Source organism: Streptomyces sp. NPDC001781 (assembly GCF_053596035.1).
In genome coordinates this window covers 1-18,194 of record NZ_JBSFFI010000050.1, presented here as the reverse complement: position 1 = coordinate 18,194, position 18,194 = coordinate 1, and the positions used below count along the sequence as shown (strand labels likewise).

The 18,194-nt window shown below is 72.7% G+C and carries 21 protein-coding genes and 1 pseudogene; 10 read left to right on the top strand and 12 right to left on the bottom strand.

Annotation, left to right across the window (positions count from 1 at the left end):
- Nucleotides 1-326 precede the first annotated feature (326 nt).
- Entirely contained in the window at nt 327-1,844 is a 1,518-nt protein-coding gene (locus ACWCV3_RS27900; protein ID WP_451229800.1) for a catalase, read from the top strand.
- Nucleotides 1,845-1,933: 89 nt separating this feature from the next.
- The gene (locus tag ACWCV3_RS27895; protein WP_451229797.1) at nt 1,934-2,905 is read left to right on the top strand and encodes an SDR family NAD(P)-dependent oxidoreductase; all 972 of its coding nucleotides are present in this window, start codon (nt 1,934-1,936) and stop codon (nt 2,903-2,905) included.
- A 190-nt stretch (nt 2,906-3,095) separates the two neighbouring features.
- Here the strand turns inward: ACWCV3_RS27895 and ACWCV3_RS27890 are convergent, their stop codons facing one another.
- Nucleotides 3,096-4,019 carry an oxygenase MpaB family protein gene (locus ACWCV3_RS27890; protein ID WP_451229794.1) on the bottom strand — a complete coding sequence of 308 codons (924 nt, stop codon included), beginning with the start codon at nt 4,017-4,019 and terminating at the stop codon, nt 3,096-3,098.
- Nucleotides 4,020-4,257: 238 nt separating this feature from the next.
- Here ACWCV3_RS27890 and ACWCV3_RS27885 point away from each other — a divergent pair, with 238 nt between their 5' ends.
- Both ACWCV3_RS27885 and ACWCV3_RS27880 read left to right on the top strand, forming a co-directional pair.
- Complete coding sequence (locus ACWCV3_RS27885; RefSeq protein WP_451229791.1) at nt 4,258-4,812, top strand: DinB family protein; 555 nt, start codon at nt 4,258-4,260, stop codon at nt 4,810-4,812.
- Between the two features lie 105 nt (nt 4,813-4,917).
- Nucleotides 4,918-5,250, top strand: a complete 333-nt coding sequence (locus tag ACWCV3_RS27880; protein ID WP_451229788.1) for a VOC family protein — start codon at nt 4,918-4,920, stop codon at nt 5,248-5,250.
- 74 nt (nt 5,251-5,324) lie between these two features.
- On the opposite strand, the gene ACWCV3_RS27875 is transcribed toward ACWCV3_RS27880, so the two are convergent.
- Nucleotides 5,325-5,603, bottom strand: a complete 279-nt coding sequence (locus tag ACWCV3_RS27875) for a glutaredoxin domain-containing protein (protein ID WP_451229785.1) — start codon at nt 5,601-5,603, stop codon at nt 5,325-5,327.
- 134 nt (nt 5,604-5,737) lie between these two features.
- Here ACWCV3_RS27875 and ACWCV3_RS27870 point away from each other — a divergent pair.
- Nucleotides 5,738-6,073 (top strand): annotated as a pseudogene (locus ACWCV3_RS27870) (hypothetical protein); the annotation flags it as partial.
- Nucleotides 6,074-6,162: 89 nt separating this feature from the next.
- Here ACWCV3_RS27870 and ACWCV3_RS27865 read toward each other — a convergent pair.
- Genes ACWCV3_RS27865 through ACWCV3_RS27845 form a run of 5 tightly spaced genes read right to left on the bottom strand, consistent with a single transcriptional unit; the run spans nt 6,163 to nt 9,358 of the window.
- Nucleotides 6,163-7,059 (bottom strand): YihY/virulence factor BrkB family protein, encoded by an 897-nt coding sequence (locus ACWCV3_RS27865; protein ID WP_451229782.1) that lies wholly within the window; start codon nt 7,057-7,059, stop codon nt 6,163-6,165.
- Nucleotides 7,049-7,621, bottom strand: a complete 573-nt coding sequence (locus ACWCV3_RS27860; protein ID WP_451229779.1) for a hypothetical protein — start codon at nt 7,619-7,621, stop codon at nt 7,049-7,051. The genes ACWCV3_RS27865 and ACWCV3_RS27860 overlap by 11 nt, the downstream gene beginning before the upstream one ends.
- Nucleotides 7,621-8,613, bottom strand: a complete 993-nt coding sequence (locus ACWCV3_RS27855) for a DUF6286 domain-containing Asp23/Gls24 family envelope stress response protein (RefSeq protein ID WP_451229776.1) — start codon at nt 8,611-8,613, stop codon at nt 7,621-7,623. Before ACWCV3_RS27855 ends, ACWCV3_RS27860 begins: the two co-directional genes overlap by 1 nt.
- Nucleotides 8,610-8,795 carry a hypothetical protein gene (locus ACWCV3_RS27850; RefSeq protein ID WP_451229773.1) on the bottom strand — a complete coding sequence of 62 codons (186 nt, stop codon included), beginning with the start codon at nt 8,793-8,795 and terminating at the stop codon, nt 8,610-8,612. Before ACWCV3_RS27850 ends, ACWCV3_RS27855 begins: the two co-directional genes overlap by 4 nt.
- A gap of 59 nt (nt 8,796-8,854) precedes the next feature.
- A complete protein-coding gene (locus ACWCV3_RS27845; RefSeq protein WP_451229770.1) occupies nt 8,855-9,358 on the bottom strand; it encodes an Asp23/Gls24 family envelope stress response protein in 504 nt (167 codons plus the stop codon).
- Between the two features lie 263 nt (nt 9,359-9,621).
- Here ACWCV3_RS27845 and ACWCV3_RS27840 point away from each other — a divergent pair, with 263 nt between their 5' ends.
- From ACWCV3_RS27840 to ACWCV3_RS27820, 5 genes are all read left to right on the top strand, one after another.
- A complete protein-coding gene (locus ACWCV3_RS27840) occupies nt 9,622-10,242 on the top strand; it encodes an RNA polymerase sigma factor (protein ID WP_451229767.1) in 621 nt (206 codons plus the stop codon).
- On the top strand, nt 10,239-10,868 hold the full coding sequence (locus ACWCV3_RS27835; protein WP_451229764.1) for an Asp23/Gls24 family envelope stress response protein: 630 nt from the start codon (nt 10,239-10,241) through the stop codon (nt 10,866-10,868). The genes ACWCV3_RS27840 and ACWCV3_RS27835 overlap by 4 nt, the downstream gene beginning before the upstream one ends.
- Nucleotides 10,861-11,211, top strand: a complete 351-nt coding sequence (locus tag ACWCV3_RS27830) for a hypothetical protein (protein ID WP_451229761.1) — start codon at nt 10,861-10,863, stop codon at nt 11,209-11,211. The genes ACWCV3_RS27835 and ACWCV3_RS27830 overlap by 8 nt, the downstream gene beginning before the upstream one ends.
- 129 nt (nt 11,212-11,340) lie before the next feature.
- Nucleotides 11,341-11,925, top strand: coding sequence for a sigma-70 family RNA polymerase sigma factor (locus ACWCV3_RS27825; protein ID WP_451229758.1), 585 nt, complete (start codon nt 11,341-11,343; stop codon nt 11,923-11,925).
- Nucleotides 11,922-12,671 carry an anti-sigma factor gene (locus ACWCV3_RS27820; protein ID WP_451229755.1) on the top strand — a complete coding sequence of 250 codons (750 nt, stop codon included), beginning with the start codon at nt 11,922-11,924 and terminating at the stop codon, nt 12,669-12,671. The genes ACWCV3_RS27825 and ACWCV3_RS27820 overlap by 4 nt, the downstream gene beginning before the upstream one ends.
- 82 nt (nt 12,672-12,753) lie before the next feature.
- On the opposite strand, the gene ACWCV3_RS27815 is transcribed toward ACWCV3_RS27820, so the two are convergent.
- The 5 genes from ACWCV3_RS27815 to ACWCV3_RS27795 are packed head-to-tail and all read right to left on the bottom strand — an operon-like array spanning nt 12,754 to nt 18,110.
- A complete protein-coding gene (locus ACWCV3_RS27815; protein WP_451229752.1) occupies nt 12,754-13,554 on the bottom strand; it encodes a DUF1295 domain-containing protein in 801 nt (266 codons plus the stop codon).
- A complete protein-coding gene (locus tag ACWCV3_RS27810; RefSeq protein WP_451229750.1) occupies nt 13,551-14,855 on the bottom strand; it encodes a class I SAM-dependent methyltransferase in 1,305 nt (434 codons plus the stop codon). Before ACWCV3_RS27810 ends, ACWCV3_RS27815 begins: the two co-directional genes overlap by 4 nt.
- Nucleotides 14,852-16,132 carry a class I SAM-dependent methyltransferase gene (locus tag ACWCV3_RS27805; RefSeq protein ID WP_451229747.1) on the bottom strand — a complete coding sequence of 427 codons (1,281 nt, stop codon included), beginning with the start codon at nt 16,130-16,132 and terminating at the stop codon, nt 14,852-14,854. The genes ACWCV3_RS27810 and ACWCV3_RS27805 overlap by 4 nt, the downstream gene beginning before the upstream one ends.
- Entirely contained in the window at nt 16,129-16,860 is a 732-nt protein-coding gene (locus ACWCV3_RS27800) for a DUF1365 domain-containing protein (protein ID WP_451229803.1), read from the bottom strand. Before ACWCV3_RS27800 ends, ACWCV3_RS27805 begins: the two co-directional genes overlap by 4 nt.
- Nucleotides 16,854-18,110, bottom strand: a complete 1,257-nt coding sequence (locus ACWCV3_RS27795) for an NAD(P)/FAD-dependent oxidoreductase (protein ID WP_451229744.1) — start codon at nt 18,108-18,110, stop codon at nt 16,854-16,856. The genes ACWCV3_RS27800 and ACWCV3_RS27795 overlap by 7 nt, the downstream gene beginning before the upstream one ends.
- Nucleotides 18,111-18,194 lie beyond the last annotated feature (84 nt).

The following is an 18,194-nucleotide window of genomic DNA, read 5'->3' as shown; positions in this document are numbered from 1 at the left end:
GAAAAACACCCCCACCCACCAAAACTCACACCCCCCACACCCCCCAAAAAACCCCACACCCACACCCACACCCGCACCCGCACCCGCACCCGCACCCGCACCCGCACCCGCACACCAGCAACACACAAACCACCCCCACCAGACACCACACACCACCAACCCCACAACACCGAGCACGGGAACACACCCACCCAGGTCATCCCGGCGCCGCTCACGTTTGCCGCCCCCCGGCCCCGGTCATCCGGTACCCCTGAGCCCATATAACCGTCGGCCCGGCATACGGCCACCGTCGGTTCCGGCGCTTTGGAAAGGAACCGCGAACCACCATGACCGAGATCCCCCGCACCACTACCGACTCCGGCGCCCCGGTGGAGAGCGATGAGCATTCGCTCACCGCCGGACCCGCCGGACCGATCCTGCTCCAGGACGCGTACCTGATCGAGCAGATGGCCCAGTTCAACCGGGAGCGCATTCCCGAGCGGCAGCCGCACGCCAAGGGCAGCGGGGCCTTCGGGCACTTCGAGGTGACGGGAGATGTCACCCCGTACACCAAGGCGGCCGTCTTCCAGCCGGGGGCGCGTACCGATCTGGTCGCCCGGTTCTCCACCGTCGCCGGGGAGCGTGGGAGCCCGGACACCTGGCGTGACCCGCGCGGCTTCGCGGTGAAGTTCTACACCAGCGAAGGCAACTACGACATGGTCGGCAACAACACCCCGGTGTTCTTCATCAAGGACCCGATGAAGTTCCAGCACTTCATCCGCTCCCAGAAGCGCCGCGCCGACAGCAATCTCCGTGACCATGACATGCAGTGGGACTTCTGGACCCTGTCCCCCGAGTCGGCGCACCAGGTCACCTGGCTCATGGGCGACCGGGGTGTGCCGCGCACCTGGCGTCACATGAACGGCTACACCTCGCACACGTACATGTGGATCAACGAGGCCGGTGAGGAGTTCTGGGTCAAGTACCACTTCAAGACCGACCAGGGCATCGAGTTCTTCACCCAGGACGAGGCCGACCAGATGGCCTCGGTCGACACCGACTACCACACGCGTGATCTGTTCGAGCACATCCGGGACGGCGACCACCCGAGCTGGACGCTGTACGTGCAGGTCATGCCGTACGCGGACGCCGCCGACTACCGTTTCAACCCCTTCGACCTGACCAAGGTGTGGCCGCACGGCGACTACCCGCTGATCGAGGTCGGCCGGATGACGCTGGACCGGAACCCGACGGACAACCACGCGGAGATCGAGCAGCTCGCCTTCCAGCCGAACAACTTCGTGCCCGGCATCGGCCCGAGCCCCGACCGCATGCTGCTGGCCCGGCTCTTCTCGTACGCCGACGCCCATCGCTACCGCATCGGCGCGAACTACGCCCAGCTCCCGGTCAACGCGCCCATCACCGACGTCCACACGTACTCCAAGGACGGCGCGATGGCGTACCGCAAGACCAGCGATCCCGTGTACGCGCCGAACTCCAAGGGCGGCCCCGCCGCGGACACCGCCAGGTACGGCAACCCGCCGACCTGGCACACCGACGGCGACATCACGCGTACGGCCTACGTCTCGCACGCGCAGGACGACGACTGGGGGCAGGCCGGCACACTCGTGCGCGAGGTGCTGGACGACGACGCCCGCGACCGTCTCGTGGACAACGTCGTCGGCCACCTCCTCAACGGTGTCACCGAGCCCGTGCTGGAGCGCGCCTTCCAGTACTGGTCCAACATCGACCCGAAGATCGGTGCGCGGATCGCTGAAGGTGTCCGCGCCAAGGCGGACGAGAAGGACCCGAAGGCCGCGGACCAGGGAAACCCGGCTCGCAGCAGCATGCGGCACAAGGCCTGATCCCCCGCCCGCCGGTCGCCCCTCCCCCATCCGTGGGGCGAGGGGCGACCGCCCGTGTGAGCACGGCGCCCAGGGGTACTGCGAATGCCATGAGTGTCACCTCTGTCATCGACACCGTCCTCGACCGTTCCGTCGTCCTCGGCTACGGGTGGCCCGGACTGCTCCTGCGCAAGGCCCTGCCGGACTGGCCCGACGGGCCCGGACGAATGGACGGCAAGGTCGTCCTCGTCACCGGCGCGGGGTCCGGGGTCGGTCTCGCCGCCGCCGTGGGTTTCGCCAGGCTGGGAGCCTCGGTGCGGGTGCTGGGCCGCAACGAGCAGCGCGCCGAGGAGGCCGCCGCGCTCACACGACAGCAGGCGGGCGAGGACGCCGACGTACGACCCGTCGCGTGCGACGTCAGCAGTCTGGCCTCGCTGCGGGACTTCACCACGCGGTTCCGCGAGGCGGAGGACCGGCTGGACGTGCTGGTCAACAACGCGGGGGTGATGCCGGACGAGCGGCAGTACAGCGAGGACGGGGTGGAGCTGACGTTCGCGACGCACGTACTGGCGCCCTGGGTGCTGATCGACGAGCTGACGCCGCTGCTCGTGCGCTCCGCACCCTCGGTGGTGATCAACGTGACCTCGGGCGGGCAGTACGGGCAGCAGCTTCCCGCCGGGGATCCGGAGTCCGAGGAGACGCAGTACAGCCCCAAGAAGTTCTACGCCCGCACCAAGAGAGCTCAGGTGGTGGTCACCGAGCAGTGGGCGGAGCGGTTGCACGACCAGGGTGTGCACGTCCACTCGATGCATCCGGGGTGGGCGGACACGAAGGGGGTGCGGCAGTGGATGCCGGTCTTCCGGGCGGTGACGTGGCCCATCATCCGCAATCCTGACCAGGGGGCCGACACGATCGTCTGGCTCGGTGCGGCTTCGGAGGCCGTCGAGAGCGACGGTCTCTTCTGGCACGATCGACGGCCCCGTCCGACCACGTACCCCTTCGGGGCGGGCGGCGATTCGGAGGAGGTGCGGGAGGAGCTCTGGGAGTACGTCACTTCCCTGGCGCGCGGCGCGGGGGGCTGAAGGTGCGTCAACGGCGGGAAGAACGTCTTCACCGTTCTGACCGTGCCGGACCGGGAGGCGCCGGATTTCCTGAACGTCCGGGCATCCCGTCACCGCTGACCCGACGGGCACGCGGCGGTGGTTTCTTTCCGCCGCGCCCACGCACAGGTCACGCCGGGCTGGGATGTGGTCGAGCTGAGGCAGCGGCTGCTCAGGCGCGGGGCGGTGGCGGTGGGAGCAGGTATCTGATCAGGGACGTCACCGCCGCCCCGGCCGGGGCCACGCACCAGCGTTCGGTGCGGGGCAGCACCGGGAGGTCCAACTGCCGGCGGGACCACGCGGGGAGGAGGGAGGCGGCCGCGGCGCCCAGGACGAGGTACGGGGGAAGGACGGGTCTGGGCAGGGGCGGCCGCAGGAGGATGTAGCGGACCGCTTCCCGGGTGTGAGGGGTCAGGCGCAGTTCGGGGCGGTAGGAGTCCAGACGGGTGCGGAGTTCCGCCACCGTTGTCGGAGGGTTCTCGATGCCCATCGCGGTGGCGACGCGGGCCATGTCGGCCACGTACGCGTCGCGGCCCGCCGCGTTCAGCGGGTGTCTGCCGTAGCGCTGATGGGCCGTGAGGAAGCAGTACGCCTCGGCGCTGTGCACCCAGGCCAGGAGGTGGGGGTCGGCGGCGTGGTACGGCTCGCCGTCCGCCGTGCGGCCCCGGATGTGCTCGTGGACCGCTCGCACGCGGTCGACGGCCCGCTGGGCGTCGTCCGCCGCGCCGTAGGTCGTGTACGCGAGGAACGTGCTCGTGCGGGCGAGGCGTCCCCAGGGGTCGTTGCGGTAGTCGGAGTGGTCGGCCACCGCCGTCATCGCCAGGGGGTGCAGGGACTGGAGGAGCAGGGCGGCCAGACCGCCGGGGAACATCGACGCGTCGCCGTGGACCACGCGGATCGGGCGGTCCGGGGCGAACCAGCGCGGGCCGGGAGTGCCGTGGACCCGGCGCCGGCTCTCCGGGCCGTCGGGTCCGGCCACCCCGCGGAAGAGGGCGTCCCCCAGGCGTCCGCGCAGGCCGTCACGCGGCGCTACCGCGACCGTGGTCGTGCGGTCCCGGTGCGGCCGCGTGCGCGCGGGTGGGGAGTGGTCGACCATAGCCCTGCCCCCGTCCCTCGACTGGATTCCAGTGAACACGGGCGGGGCCTGCGGCGCCAGTCGCATCGTTACTGCATCGCTTGTCGGCCCGGTCGTGCCGCGAGGGTCCCGTAGAGGGCGTGTCCCGCGACGAGGAGGCTGCGGCTCCCGTCCTCGGGCGCCCTGGGAGCCCGAGGACGGGGACCAGGTCACGGAACTCGGTGGCGGCGTAGGGCGGTCGGCCGCGAGTATGCCGCGCATGACTGAGCAGCCCACACGATGGACAGAGGCGACCGTCCACCCGGACATGTGGACCGACCCGGACGACGACCCGCGCGAAGGACCGAGCCCCGAGGGCGAGTCGGCGACCCTCCATGGCTATCTGTCCGGCTACCGCCTCACCCTGCGGATGAAGTGCGAGGGCCTGGACGCGGCGCAGCTCGCGCTCCGATCCGTCCCGCCCTCGACCATGTCCCTCCTCGGGCTCGTCCGGCATCTCGCCGAGGTGGAGCGGGACTGGCGGAACTGGATCAGCGAGGGAGAGCCGCTGCCGAAGCTGTACGGGCCGCGGGACGCGGACTTCGAAGATGCTGTCGGCGAACCGGGCGCGGTGGAGGGGGCGTTCCGTGATCTGGAGCGTGAGCAGGCGGCGACGGACGCCGCGTTGGCCGGGTACGCCGACCTCGGAGCGCGTGTCGGCAAGGAGAACGTCGCCGTACGGGAGTTGCTGGTGCACCGCGTCGAGGAGTACGCGCGTCACTGCGGGCACGCCGATCTGCTCCGGGAGCGGATCGACGGGAGGGTGGGCCAGTAAAGCCCGCACCCTGTAGCTCCCCCACGTGAACACCGGATCGGCGTCGAGCCACGCACAGGACGGTCAGCCGGTGCGCGGCTGACTGCCCGTGGGCCTCGGGGACGCATGTGTCAACGCGTCCGAGTCAGAGCCCACAGTGAGGTTGTGCGGGAGGCGCCGTCCTGGGGCCCGTTCGTGAACGTGCAGTTCAGTGACGGGGTGCTGCTCCAGTTCGCCGAGCCGCCGGTCGAGATCCGGATGCGGCACCACGCCTTCCTCGTCGACGACGAGCTGTTCGACCGGGCCTGCCGGCGGCTCCGGGACGGCGGGGTCCTGCACCGGGCCGATCCGCAGATGCGGCGGCCCGGCGAGATCAACCATGAGCACGGCGGGCGGGGTGTGTACTTCAAGGATCCCGCCGGGCACGCGATCGAGCTGATCACCCGGCCGTACCTGTAGCGAGCCGGCCGGGCTCCACCGGGCCCTCACGGTGCCGATCCGGCCGAGGGTGCGGGAGCCGGGCGTGCAGCGGGTCACCGGGCCCGTGCGAGAAGATGCGGGGCGTGCCGGCGGACGGCTTCGCGGATCTGCCTCATCGACGGGTTGACCATCGCGTTGCCGGCCACGGTGACGGTCGGGACGGTCTCGTTGCCGTCGGCGACCAGGCGTACGTACGCGGCCGCGTCGGGGTCGCGCCAGATGTTGACCTCGGTGCGCGGCAGCCGGGCGAGCCGTAGGCGGAGCCGGAGCTTGACGCAGAAGGGGCACAGGGGCCGCCAGTAGACGACCACGCCGTCCCGGTAGTCGGTCACGGTCTTCCCCCTCGGTCGGCATCGTTCGGGTTCGAGGATATCCGAGGGCGGTGGAGGGCCCGCGCGGGCCTTCTGCCTTTCGTGCACGGCTGGTTGAAGCCGACGGTCGCTGTTGACGGACGCTGGTCATCGGGGTGGTGGTGGAGCCGGACCGCTGGTGCCACTGGGCGGACAGGCTGGGCCTCATGGTCTGGCAGGACATGCCGGCGACGAGCACGGTCAAGCCCTCGGCCGCGGCCCGCACCGAGTACGAGCTCAAGCTCGACCGGTTGGAAGAGATCGAGCAGTTCGCGGCCCGCAAGGGCGGAAACGGCGCCGTGTACACCCAGATCACGGACGTCGAGGGCGAGTTGACCGGCCTGATCACCTGTGACCGCAAGGTCCTCAAGGCCGATGCCAAGTAGCTGCACGCCGCGCACGAGGCGCTGGTCGAGGGCGCCGAGAACGGCACGTTCACCTGCACCTCCTGAAGTACCGCGCGGCCCGCCCCGGTCGGGACGGGCCGCGCCCCCCGTTCCGGACTCATCCCCCAGGAGCGCCGGCCCCGGTCCGCCCCGGCTCAGCCGGCCGGCGGGGCGGGCGCGGCCGGTGCCCGGCCCAGCTCGGCGGTGAACTGCGCGCCGGTCAGCAGCGCGAGGTTGGAGAGCCAGAGCCAGATCAGGAAGACGACCGAGCCGGCGAGCGATCCGTACAGCCTGCTGTAGCCGCCCAGTACCGAGGTGTAGAGCGCGAAGCCGCCCGACACCATGATCCACAGCGTGGCGGCGAGAACCCCGCCGGGAAGGCTGTGGCCGCGCCGTTTGGCCTGGACCGGGCCGGTGCGGAAGACGACCACGATCAGCACGACCGCGAGAATCAGAAGCAGGGGCCAGCGCAGCAGCCGCCAGACCCAGGCGACCGTGGCGTCGAGGCCGAAGAAGCGTCCGGCGGTCTCGGCGACCGGTCCGGTGAGCAGCAGCACCAGGGCGCTGACCACGAGCAGGCCGAGCAGGCCCAGCGCGGTCAGCACGATCCGGTGGGCCTTGCGCAGTGGCGAGCGGTGGTCCTCGACGCGGTGCATGCGGTGCAGGGAGCGGCGGAACACCGCCAGATAGCTGGAGGCGGACCAGATGGCGCTGGCCGTCCCGACGACCAGAAGCGGCCAGATCGCGGCGTCCGGGCGCAGCATGCGGCCCAGCACGTCGTGCAGTTCGCCGCCGGACTCGGCGGGGGCGTAGGCGGTGACCTGAGTGATGAACCGTTCCGCCGTGCCGGGGCTGATCAGCGCGAAGGCGATGACGGTGACCAGGAGGGCGGGCAGCACGGTCAGGATGGAGTAGTAGGTGAGGGCGGCGGCGTCGTCGGAGACGTCGTCGCGCCACATGGACAGCGGCGTGCGGCGCAGCGCCGCGCCCCAGTCGGCGGGACGGGGCGGAGGCGGCCGGGTGGCGGCGGGGGCGTGGGGTTCAGCGGACATGCGGTACCTGGTGGGAGCGGGCGCTCAGGCGTACCCGGCCGTGGACGGGACAGGGAGCGGCGGCCGATTCGGCCCGGCCGAGGAGCCGGGTGACGCCGGGCAGCACGGCGTCGGGGGTGATGTCGGGCTGGAGCCAGAGGTGCAGCCGTACGGTGATCCGGCCACGGCCGGCGAGGACGCGGGCGCGGCAGCGGGCCACGCCGTCCAGGGCGGCCGCGTCGTGGGCGACGGCCTCCTCCAGTGCGCGGGCCCGCACGGCGGCGCCGGGCGCGGGGAGGGCGATCAGGGGGCGCCCGCCGCCGCGGAACTGACGGGCGCACCACAGGGCGCCGAGCGCGGTGGCGGCGATGGAGGCGACCATCACGACGGGTGTCCACCAGCCCTGCCCCCGCAGGTCGAGGACGCGGGCGGGGCTCAGGAAGGTGATGTCGTCGGAGAGCGCGGGCCACCAGGACGGCATCCGGGTACCCAGGGCGGGTTCGGCGGTGGCCAGCAGGGTTCCGGCTGCCAGCAGGGCCATCCCGACGACGGCGAGGACACAGCGGTTGAGGGCGGTGCGCATCAGTTCCCTCCGGCTGGCGCCGCGGCCCCCACGGGCGTCGGCGCGGATTCGGCCGGGGGCGGGGTCCACACCGGCAGGGGGCGTACGGAGACCCGCAGCCGCGGCGCGCGGCGCAGACCGCAATCGGCGAGAACGCGGCGCGTGGTCTCGGTGATCTCGTCCCGGGCGGCGGCCCGGTCCCCGAAGGCGAGGGCAGCACGGACGGTGGCGCGGCGGCGGCGGACGCGTACGGCGACGCTGTCGACGCCTTCGGTCCCGGCGGCGGTGTCGCGGAGCAGCGCGGCGACGGCCCCTCGGTCGACGGCGACCCGGACGACCGGCGCCGGGGAGTGTGCGGTGAACAGGCCGCGCCGGCCGGGGGTGACCGCGAGGACGATCAGCCAGACACCGAGCAGGGCGCAGCCGAGGGCGGCCGCGGTGACCGGGGTCTCACCGGGGCCGTGCGTGTAGAGCCAGTGCAGGGCGCCGGTCCGCCAGGGGGCGGCCGGCCGGTGCCCGGTGTGTACCAGGATCAGGTCGGTGGCGAGGGCACCGCAGGTAAGGGTGGCGAGCAGGGTCAGCACACCGAGGGGGAGCCTGCGCTGCGCCCACCAGCGGCGCGGAACCCGCCCGCCGCGGGCCGCCGCAGCGGGTCGCGGCACGCCGTCGGACTCCTCGGCGAGGTCCGGTCCCTTGGCCAGGTCCGGCCCCACGGCGCGGTCCGGGGTGAGCGCGGTGACGCCGACGCGGGCCGTGCGCACGTCCAGGCCGGTCAACTCACCCGTGCGGGCGGTGACATGGTCCTGGACGCGGCGCACGGTGGTGGTGAGTGGCGACGGGTAGGGAAGGGCGACGTCGACCGCGACCTCGGCACGCCCGCCACGTACGGCGGCCGTGGAGCCGGTCGGCCGCGCGGCTTGGCCGGGCAGCGCCTCGGTGACCGCGCGGCCCGCGATCCGGCGGACGGCGCGGTCGGAGACCGTGGTGGTGCCGCGCCGCTCGGGGGCGGTCATCGGCGGCCCCGATCGAAGGCGTGCCGCAGGTCCTCGGCGCGTCCGCCCTGGTCGAACCAGTGCCCGACCGCGTAGCCCACCGCGCCGAGCGCGGCCACGAGCAGGAACGCGCCGAAGCCGCCGAACCAGCCGGCGAACGCCAGCGCGATGCCGGCGATCAGTCCCACGAGCGCTCTGTCCATCTTTCCGTCCCCTTCTTCCCTGCTCTTCCTGCCCGGCTGTCCCCGCCCGTCGCCCGGTGTCAGGCCACGCGGGAGGTGGTCTCCGGGGCGCTGTCCTCGTCGTCGGGCAGGTGGACGTCGTTGATGGTGACGTTGACCTCGACGACCTCCAGCCCGGTGATCCTCTCGACGGCGTCGATGACGTTCTCCCGCACGTCACGGGCGAGGTCGGCGATCGGCACGCCGTACTCCACGACCAGGTCGAGGTCGATGGCGGTCTGCCGCTCCCCCACCTCGACCTTGACGCCCCGGCCGACGTTGGAGCGGCCGCCGGGGACGCGGTCGCGGACGGCACCGATGGTGCGGGAGAGACCGCCGCCCATGGCGTGCACGCCGGGGATCTCCCGCGCGGCCACACCGGCGACCTTGACGACGACGACGTCGGCGATGGAGGTCCGGCCGCGCGTGGCGGCGGGCTCGTCGACACCGGTGGCGCCGCCGGCGAGGGCCGTGGTGGCCGGCTGCTTCTTCGGGGTCGGGACCGCGGGGGTGTTGCCGGTGGCGGGCGCGCTCTGGACGCTCATGACCAGGTCCTCTCGGTAGGCTGAACTGCTGTTGGTATTCCGTTGGACCCGGCCGGTCCAGGAATGTGACGCGGATTCCCGGATTTTTTCCGCTGATGCCTCTCCGCCACCCCGTGACACGCCCTGTGACCTGCATCCACCTGGGTTTTCGCGTCTGAAGTGGCCGATGGGGGGCAAGGCGGGAGGAGGGGCGCGGCGGGTTCCGCGTCACAAGGCCGCCTTCGACGTGTCGAAGAGGCAGGACAACCGAGAGGAGCCGCCCCGTGACGGGGGTCCGCAGACAGATCGCGTGTCCGGTACCGGAACGCGCGCCCGACGACTCCCCGGTGGGGGAGGCGACAGAGGCGTCCCGGGACGACGGCCTGCTGACCGTGCGCGCCGCCGAGGGTGACGAGGAGGCCTTCGCCGTACTGGTGCGGGAGCACGCCCCGGCGCTGGTCGGTCTCGCCACCCGGTTGCTGGGCGACCGTGCGGAGGCGGAGGACGCGGTGCAGGACGCGTTCATCAGCGCCTGGCGCCGGCTGCCGGAGTTCCGGCGGCAGTCGTCCTTCGGCACCTGGATGTACCGCATCGTCACCAACCGCTGCCTGAACGTCCTGCGGGCGCGCCGGCCGGTGACGTCGCTGGAGGCGGCCGGCGAGTTCGCCGCGCCGGAGCACGACTCCCCCGAGCGGGTCACCGAGGCGCGGGACGCCGTGCGCGGGATGCGCCGGGCGCTGGACGACCTCTCGGCGGAGCAGCGGGCCTGCTGGGTGCTGCGCGAGCTGGACGGACATTCCTACGAGTTCATCGCGGAGACGGTCGGCATCAGCCAGGAGGCGGTGCGCGCCCGCGTCTTCCGCGCACGACGCTGTCTGACACGAGCACTGGGGGCCTGGCGATGACCACGCACACCGACCCGCCCGACCGGTACACCGGGCCCGGCGGCGACGACGAGCAGCTCGCCTGCGGGCGGCTGCTGTCCGATGTCTGGGACGGCTGGGAGCAGGCCGATCCCGACCCGCACCGCGCCACCTGTCTCTACTGCAAGGACGCGGTGCGCGAGTTGACGCTGCTGGAGTCGACCGTGCGGGAACTGCGCGAGGAGACCGCTCCGGAGGAAGCGGGCTACGATCCCTCGGCGCTGACCCGGCGCGTGATGGACGTGGTCAGGATGGAGTTGCGGCCGGGCCGTCCGGTTCCGCTCGGGGACGACGACGAGGATCTGTGGGTGACGGAGGCGGTCGCCGCGCGCACGCTCCGTGCCGCCGCCGAGACGGTCGCCGGGGTCCGCGCGGGTTCGTGCCGGATCCTGCCGCCGGATGCCGGTGGCAGGGGCGAGGTGACGGTGCGCATGGAGGTGCACGCCCCGCTGGGTACCCCGCTGGAGGAGGTCGCCGAGGAGGTCCGGCGGCGGGTGGCCGCGGCGGCCCGGCTGCGGCTGGGGCTGCGCCCCGGCTCGGTGGACATCCGGATCGTCGACCTCGTGGACGCTCCGGCCGGATTCGAGGAAGGGCCAGGCGATGACTGAACGCGCGCTGCGCACCACGCTCACCGAGGAGATCGCCGCGGCCGTCGAGGCCGTGCCGGGGGTGGCGTTCCTGCGGCCGGGACTCGGCGGCCGGCTCCGCTCGGCTCTGCCGGGCGGAGCGAGCGCGGCGAACGGGGGCCGGGCGGTGCCCTCCGGTGTGCGGCTGGGCCGGCCGGACGAGGCCGGGCCGCTGCGGGTGGAGATCCACCTGGTGGCGCGCGGGCACGTACGCACGCTGGATGTGGCCCGGGATGTGACACGGGCCGTGGAGGTACGGCTGGCCGGGCTGCTGCCCGGCCGGGCGGCGCCGAAGGTCACCGTGACCGTCACCGGGCTGGTCTGAGGCCGGCACCCGTCGTCGTTATTCGTCCGGGTGACCAATCCGGGGCCGCCACGGTCTCGGATTACGCGGGGACGACTCCCGCGGTCCACGCGGGAGCCCCGCCCCGGCGCAACGTTGGAGAGGACAGTTGTGAAGGAAGCCGTCTACATCGGCAGGAACCCGGCAGCGGAACCGGACTTGCAGCAGTTGCTGCAGGAGGTGGCCCTCGGTGATCAAGAGGCGTTCGCCTCGGTCTACGACACCGTGGCCGGTCCGGTGCTCGGGGTCGTCCGGGCGGTGCTGCGCGATCTGGCCCAGTCGGAGGAGGTGGCCCAGGACGTGCTGGTGGAGGTCTGGCGCACCGCTCCGCGCTACCGGCCCGACCGGGGCACCGCGATCAACTGGATTCTGACGCTCGCGCACCGGCGCGCGGTGGACCGCGTCCGCTCGGTGGAGGCGGCCGCCGCCCGTGACACCAAGGCGGCGCTGCTGGACCGTACGCCGGAGTACGACGAGGTGACCGAACAGGTGGAGTCCCGGCTGGAGCAGGAGCAGGTGCGGCGCTGTCTGCGCACGCTGACCGACCTCCAGCGCCAGTCGGTGACCCTCGCCTACTACCGGGGGCTGACCTACCGCGAAGTCGCGGAGGCGCTCGCCCTGCCGCTCGGCACCGTCAAGACACGACTGCGCGACGGCCTCATCCGGCTGCGCGACTGCCTGGGGGTGACCGCGTGACCATGACCGATCCGCACACGCTTACGGGTGCCTACGCGCTGCACGCGCTGCCCGACGACGAACGCGCGGACTTCGAGCGCCATCTCTCCGGCTGCCCGTCCTGTGCCCGAGAGGTGGAGGAGTTCGAGGCGGCCGCGGCCCGGCTGGCGCTGGCCGCTTCGGTGCCGGTTCGCCCGGCGATGCGGGAGGAGGTGCTGCACCGCGTCGGCTCGGTGCGCCAGCTCACGCCCGGCGGCACCCCGGTGGAGCGGGTGCGCCGGAGCAGTGCGCTCGGCGCGGGCCCGGCCCGCTGGGCGCTGGCCGCGTGCGTGGCGGCAGCAGCCGTGTTCGGCGGCACGGCGGTGTGGCAGTACGACCGTGCCCAGGACGCCCAGCAGCGGGCGACACAGGCGGAGCGCCAGGCGTCCGCCCTGGCCGGGGTGCTGGCCGCGCCGGACGCCAAGTCCCGCACGGTGAGAGTGGCGGGCGGCACCGGCACGGTGGTGGTCTCCGCCCAGCGGGACCGCGCGGTGTTCGTGTCGTCGAGGATGCCCGAGCCTCCTAGGGGCAAGGTGTACCAGCTCTGGTTCGACGACGGCGGCACGATGCGCGACGCCGGCCTGATGGACCCGGCACGCGCCAGCCAGTCGGTGCTGCTGAAGGGCACGGTGGACGGTGCCTCGGGCGTCGGGGTGACGGTGGAACCGGCGGGTGGTTCGGCCAAGCCGAGCAGCGCCCCGGTGACGCTGCTGAGCATGCCGTCGTAGGCGCGGGCGCGTGAGAGGACCGAAAGGACCGAAAGGAGGGGAGCCCCGGTGATCCGGGGCTCCCCTCCTTTCGTGGTGCGCGTCAGCGCGGCGGCAGGGGGAAGAAGCCGCTGGTACGGGCGGCGTACTCCGCCCAGCCGGGGCGGCCGGACATGCGCCGCTCCAGCAGGCGCTTGCCGCTGCCGTTGATCAGCAGATAGCTCATCACCAGCGGCGAGACGAACGAGACGACGGCGGGTGCGGCACCCCCGTCGCAGGCGATCAGGAACAGTCCCCACCAGACGCAGAAGTCGCCGAAGTAGTTGGGATGCCGGGTGTATCGCCACAGGCCCTGGTCCATGATGCGGCCCTTGTTGGCGGGGTCGGCCTTGAAGCGGGCCTTCTGGGCGTCGCCGACGGCCTCGAAGAAGATGCCGACCGCCCACAGGGCCACTCCGAGCCAGGCGAGCACCGAGACCGGGCCGGTCGCGTACTGGGCGGCCTGGACCGGCAGGGAGACCAGCCAGACCAGGGCGCCCTGGAGCAGGTAGATCATGCGGAAGGCGTAGAGGTTGCGGTTGCCGGACCCCTTGTCGAGGAGTTCCTCGTACCGCGGGTCCTCGCCGTGGCCGCGGCCGCGCCGCCCGATGTGGACGGCGAGCCGCAGGCCCCAGCCGACGGTCAGGGCCGTGACGAGGGCCCGGCGGGTGAGGTCTCCCTCGCCCGCCGACGCGCCGAACGTGGCCAGGGCGACCGCCGCGAAGGCTGCGCCCCAGGCGATGTCCACGATCCGGTGCATGCCCTTGCGGACGGCGACGGCGAAGGTGATCACCATGACACCGAGGGCGGTGAGCGCCGCCCAGCCGAGGTTGGCGGCGAAGGCGCCCCAGGCGAAGCCGCTCACACCAGGTCCCGGTACCAGTCGGCGGCCTCGGAGAGGTCGAGCCCGCTGGCGCCCTTGCGGTCGCGCCGTACGGAGAGGATCTGGTCGACGCCCATCCGGCCCTCCTCGAAGGCGAGCGCACCGCCGACCAGGTACAGCCGCCATACGCGGGCGGTCTCGGTGCCGACCAGGGCGACGACGTCGTCCCAGCGGTGTTCCAGGGTCTCGTGCCAGGCCATGACGGTGCGCACGTAGTGCTCGCGCATCGACTCCGTGGAGCGCACCTCCAGTCCGGCCGCTTCCAGGAGGCCGACCGTGTCGCCGAGAGGTCGCATGTGCATGTCGGGCGCGATGTACGCCTCGATGAACGCGCCGCCGCCCGGCGCGTTGGCGCCGCGGGACATCTGCTGCACCAGCACCCTGCCTTCGGGGCGGACCATGCGGTGCAGGGCGGCGGCGAAGGCGGGGTACTCGTCGTCGCCGACGTGCTCGCCCATCTCGATGGTGGAGACCGCGTCGTAGCCCGAGCCGGAGATGTCGCGGTAGTCCTGGTTCACCACCTCCACGAGCTGCTCGAGGCCGCGTGCGCGGACCTGCTCGCGGACGTGCGCGGCCTGCTCGCGGGCCAGGGTGACGGCGGTGACCTGGACCTTGTGCTGTTCGGCGGCGTACAGGGTGAGCGAGCCCCAGCCGCAGCCGATGTCGAGCAGCCGGGAGCCGGCGGTGAGGCCGAGCTTGCGGCAGATCAGTTCCAGCTTGGCCCGCTGGGCGTCGGCCGGGTCCATGTCCTCCGCGGTCCAGTAGCCGCAGGAGTAGGCCATGGTGTCGTCGAGGAGGAGGCGGTAGAAGTCGTTGGACAGGTCGTAGTGGTGGCTGATCGCGGCCCGGTCGCGGGCCTTGGTGTGCCGGTCGCCGCGCAGCCGGGCCTGGGAGGCGGGGACGGGCGGCCGGGGGCCGATCGCACCGAGCCGTGCGGCCTCCGCGACCGCGCGGGCACGGTCGGTCAGGGTCAGGCGCGGGGCACGGGCGCCACGCTCGCGGGCCGCGGCCCAGACGGTGCGCAGCCCCTGGCCGAGGTCGCCCTCCACGTCGATTTCGCCGGTGATGTACGCCTGCGCGAGGCCGAGTTCACCGGGCTCCCAGAGCAGCCGGCGCAGCGCGCGGCGGGAGCGCAGGACGACTACGGGGGCGCCTGAGGGGCCGGTCTCGCTTCCGTCCCACGCGCGCAGCCTGACCGGCAGCGGGATCCCCAGCGCGTCCTCGACGAGCGCGGCCAGCCGGTGCGCGGCGCCGGTGCGGACGGGGGTGCGGAGGTCGGTCATCGAGTGGGCTCCTTGGTGAGCAGGTACTGCTGGACGTCGAGGTATCCGGAGCGGAATCCGGCCTCGGAGTAGGCGAGGTAGAAGGTCCACAGGCGGCGGAAGACATGGTCGAAGCCGAGGTCCTCGACGTCCTCGGCGCGCTCGGTGAACCGTTCGCGCCACAGTCGGAGGGTCTCGGCGTAGTGCGCGCCGAAGGCGTCGCGCCGGGTGACTGCGAGCCCGGTGTGCTCGGCCACGGTCTGGTCGACGGCCTCGACGGAAGGCAGCAGGCCGCCGGGGAAGATGTACTTCTGGATCCAGGTGTGGGTGTCCCGCGAGGCCAGCATGCGGTCGTGCGGCATGGTGATGGCCTGGAGAGCGACCCGGCCGCCGGGGGCGAGGCGCTCGTCGAGGGTGCGGAAGTAGACGGACCAGAACTCGGCTCCGACCGCCTCGATCATCTCCACGCTGACGATGGCGTCGTAGGTGCCCTCGGCCTCGCGGTAGTCGCACAGCTCGATCGCGACCCGGTCGGCGAGGCCCGCCTCGGCGACGCGCTGCCGGGCGAGGTCGCGCTGTTCGCGGGAGAGGGTCAGCGACGTGACGTGAGCGCCGCGGGCGGCGGCCCGCAGGGCGAGTTCTCCCCAGCCGGTGCCGATCTCCAGCAGCCGGGTGCCCTCGCCCACCTCCGCGAGGTCCAGCAGCCGGTCGATCTTGCGGTGCTGGGCGGCGGGGAGGAGCGCGTGCTCGGCGGGGAAGCCGCGGAAGACGGCGGAGGAGTAGGTGAGGGTCTCGTCGAGGAAGAGCGCGAAGAGGTCGTTGGACAGGTCGTAGTGGCGGCTGATGTTGTCGCGGGCGCCGGTCGTGGTGTTGCGCTGGGCGGCGGGCTGCCGCAGCGCCCACAGGCGGCGCATCCGCTGCAGCGGGGCGGGGACGAGGTCGGCGGCGTGGGAGGCGAGCACGGTGAGCGCGCCGACCAGGTCGGGGGCGTCCCACTCCCCCGCCATGTACGACTCGCCGAATCCGATCAGACCCGTGGTGCCGATACGGGCGTGGAAGGCATCGGGGTCGCGCACCTCTATGAGCGGTCCGCCCTGGCCCAGGGTGGTGCCGTCGGGGAACCGGACCCAGAGCGGCAGTCTGCCGAGGGCGTGCCGTACGACGGCGGCGGCGACGGTGCGCACCGGACGGGACGCCTTGGGCACGACGGCCACGTCGGGCCAGCGGCCGGCGTCCACCGGGGCCGGGACCGCTGCCTCGTCGGTCCTGGTCGTGGGGCGGGGGTGGGCTGTGGTCATGTGGCGTTCTCCGGGTCGTGACGAACCTGGCGCGGTTGCACCGGCAGGCCTCTGAGGAACAGGCGGATGCCGTGGAAACGGATGGCGGCCGACACCGCGAGGGTCGACCAGGGGTGGCGCAGGGAGAGGCGGAGCAGCGCGCCCGGTGTGGCGGGGCGGCGGGTGCCGTGGACGCTGGCGGTGAAGGGCGGGCTGCCGGGCCGGTCCAGGCGCAGGGAGAGCTGGAGGCGTTCGCCGGGCAGCGGGAGCCGCATGTGGTAGCGGCCGTCCACCGGATAGAAGGGGGAGACGTAGAACTCCTTGTCCACGTCGGCCTTCCCGGCCCGGTCGGTGTGCAGCAGGTAGGCGTGGCGGCCGCCGTAGGTGTTGTGGACCTCGGCCACCACGCAGCGGGGGCGGCCGTCGGCGTCGTGGCACCAGTACAGGGTGAGGGGGTTGAACACGTGGCCGAGGACGCGTGCGTGGGTGAGCATCACGACGCGGCCCCCTTCGAGGTCGATGCCGTGCTCGGCGAGGAAACCGTCGAGCGCGGCCCGGATCGAGGGGGCGCGGCCGGTGAAGTGGTCACGGGCCCGGAACCGGGCCAGTGGACGGAGCGGCAGGGGCAGTTCGGGTATGTGGTCGGTGTCGACGAGCCACATGTAGGTGCGGTGGCGCAGGGCGTGGTGGATCGGTGCGCGGCGGGTGTGCCGGACCACGCACGGGTAGAGGGCGGGCGCGGTCACCAGGTCACTCCCAGCGCCTTCGCGGCCTCGACGCCGCTGCGGCAGCCGTCCTCGTGGAACCCCCAGCCGTGGTAGGCGCCGGCGAACGCGGTCACGGAGGTGGCGAGTCCGGGCAGTCGCTGCTGGGCCGCGACCGACTCCGGCGTGTAGACGGGGTGTTCGTAGTGCATCCGGGCCAGCACGCGCGAGGGATCGACGCGGTCCTCGCCACCGAGGGTGACGAGATAGCGCTGGGAGGCGTCGAGACGCTGGAGCCGGTTCATGTCGTAGGTGACGCGTACCCGGTCCGAGCCCGCCGAACAGTTCGGCATGAGGTAGTTCCAGGAGGCGCGGGCGCCGGGGGCCCGGGGCAGCAGGGCGGCGTCGGTGTGCAGCAGGGTGGTGTTGTGGGAGTAGCGGAAGGCCCCCAGCACCTCCTTCTCGTCGGCGGAGGCGTCACCGAGCAGCCGGAGCGCCTGGTCGGGGTGGACGGCGACGACCACGTGGTCGTAGGAGTCGGTGGCGCCGTCCCGCGTGGTGATGTCGACGCCGTCGGCATGGCGCAGGATGCTGCGGACCGGTGCGCTGGTGCGGACCTCCTGCACCTCGGCGGCGACCCGGTCGACGTAGCTGCGTGAGCCGCCGGTCACGGTACGCCACACGGGTGATCCGGTGACGGAGAGCATGCCGTGGTGGTCGAGGAACCGGAAGAGGTAGACGGCCGGGTACTGCTGTGCGGTCTCGGCGTCGCAGGACCAGACGCAGGAGACCACCGGGGTCATGAAGTGGGACCGGAAGTACGGGGAGAAGCCCGACCGGTCCATGAACTCGCCCAGCGTCATCGTGGTGTGACCGCCGTGCTCCAGCAGGGCGCGGGCGGCCCGGTGGAAGGCGGTCACCTCGGCCAGCATGCGCAGGTAGGGGCCGCGCAGCAGGTTGCGGGGCTGGGCGAACAGGCCGCGGGCGCCGCGCGCGCCGGCGTACTCCAGGCCGCAGCCCTCGCACCGCACCGACATGCTCATCTCCGACTCCTGCGTGGCGACGCCGAGTTCGCGGAACAGGCGGAGCAGGTTCGGGTAGGTGCGCCGGTTGTGCACGATGAAACCGGAATCCACCCGGTGGATGCGGCCGTCCGGGGCTATGAGGTCGTGCGTGTGGGCGTGACCGCCGAGGCGGTCGTCCGCCTCGTACAGGGTGACGTGGTGGGCCCGGCGCAGCACGTGGGCGGCGGTGAGTCCGGCGACTCCGCTGCCCACGACGGCGGTTCGGCGCATCGTGCAGTCCCTTCCGGGGAGTGGGGTGTCGACAAGGGGAGAAAGGGCTGCGCGCCCGCCCGCTCCGGGGTGCCGGAGGGGGCG

What these genes read in the sequence shown, in the direction of transcription:
- ACWCV3_RS27830 (WP_451229761.1), top strand. Translation starts at nt 10,861, where the DNA reads ATGACTGAACGCGCGCTGCGCACCACGCTCACCGAGGAGATCGCCGCG.
- ACWCV3_RS27890 (WP_451229794.1), bottom strand. Translation starts at nt 4,019, where the DNA reads ATGGTCGACCACTCCCCACCCGCGCGCACGCGGCCGCACCGGGACCGC.
- ACWCV3_RS27805 (WP_451229747.1), bottom strand. Translation starts at nt 16,132, where the DNA reads ATGACCACAGCCCACCCCCGCCCCACGACCAGGACCGACGAGGCAGCG.
- ACWCV3_RS27810 (WP_451229750.1), bottom strand. Translation starts at nt 14,855, where the DNA reads ATGACCGACCTCCGCACCCCCGTCCGCACCGGCGCCGCGCACCGGCTG.
- ACWCV3_RS27865 (WP_451229782.1), bottom strand. Translation starts at nt 7,059, where the DNA reads ATGTCCGCTGAACCCCACGCCCCCGCCGCCACCCGGCCGCCTCCGCCC.
- ACWCV3_RS27860 (WP_451229779.1), bottom strand. Translation starts at nt 7,621, where the DNA reads ATGCGCACCGCCCTCAACCGCTGTGTCCTCGCCGTCGTCGGGATGGCC.
- ACWCV3_RS27850 (WP_451229773.1), bottom strand. Translation starts at nt 8,795, where the DNA reads ATGGACAGAGCGCTCGTGGGACTGATCGCCGGCATCGCGCTGGCGTTC.
- ACWCV3_RS27880 (WP_451229788.1), top strand. Translation starts at nt 4,918, where the DNA reads ATGTGTCAACGCGTCCGAGTCAGAGCCCACAGTGAGGTTGTGCGGGAG.
- ACWCV3_RS27835 (WP_451229764.1), top strand. Translation starts at nt 10,239, where the DNA reads ATGACCACGCACACCGACCCGCCCGACCGGTACACCGGGCCCGGCGGC.
- ACWCV3_RS27885 (WP_451229791.1), top strand. Translation starts at nt 4,258, where the DNA reads ATGACTGAGCAGCCCACACGATGGACAGAGGCGACCGTCCACCCGGAC.
- ACWCV3_RS27900 (WP_451229800.1), top strand. Translation starts at nt 327, where the DNA reads ATGACCGAGATCCCCCGCACCACTACCGACTCCGGCGCCCCGGTGGAG.
- ACWCV3_RS27895 (WP_451229797.1), top strand. Translation starts at nt 1,934, where the DNA reads ATGAGTGTCACCTCTGTCATCGACACCGTCCTCGACCGTTCCGTCGTC.
- ACWCV3_RS27855 (WP_451229776.1), bottom strand. Translation starts at nt 8,613, where the DNA reads ATGACCGCCCCCGAGCGGCGCGGCACCACCACGGTCTCCGACCGCGCC.
- ACWCV3_RS27795 (WP_451229744.1), bottom strand. Translation starts at nt 18,110, where the DNA reads ATGCGCCGAACCGCCGTCGTGGGCAGCGGAGTCGCCGGACTCACCGCC.
- ACWCV3_RS27845 (WP_451229770.1), bottom strand. Translation starts at nt 9,358, where the DNA reads ATGAGCGTCCAGAGCGCGCCCGCCACCGGCAACACCCCCGCGGTCCCG.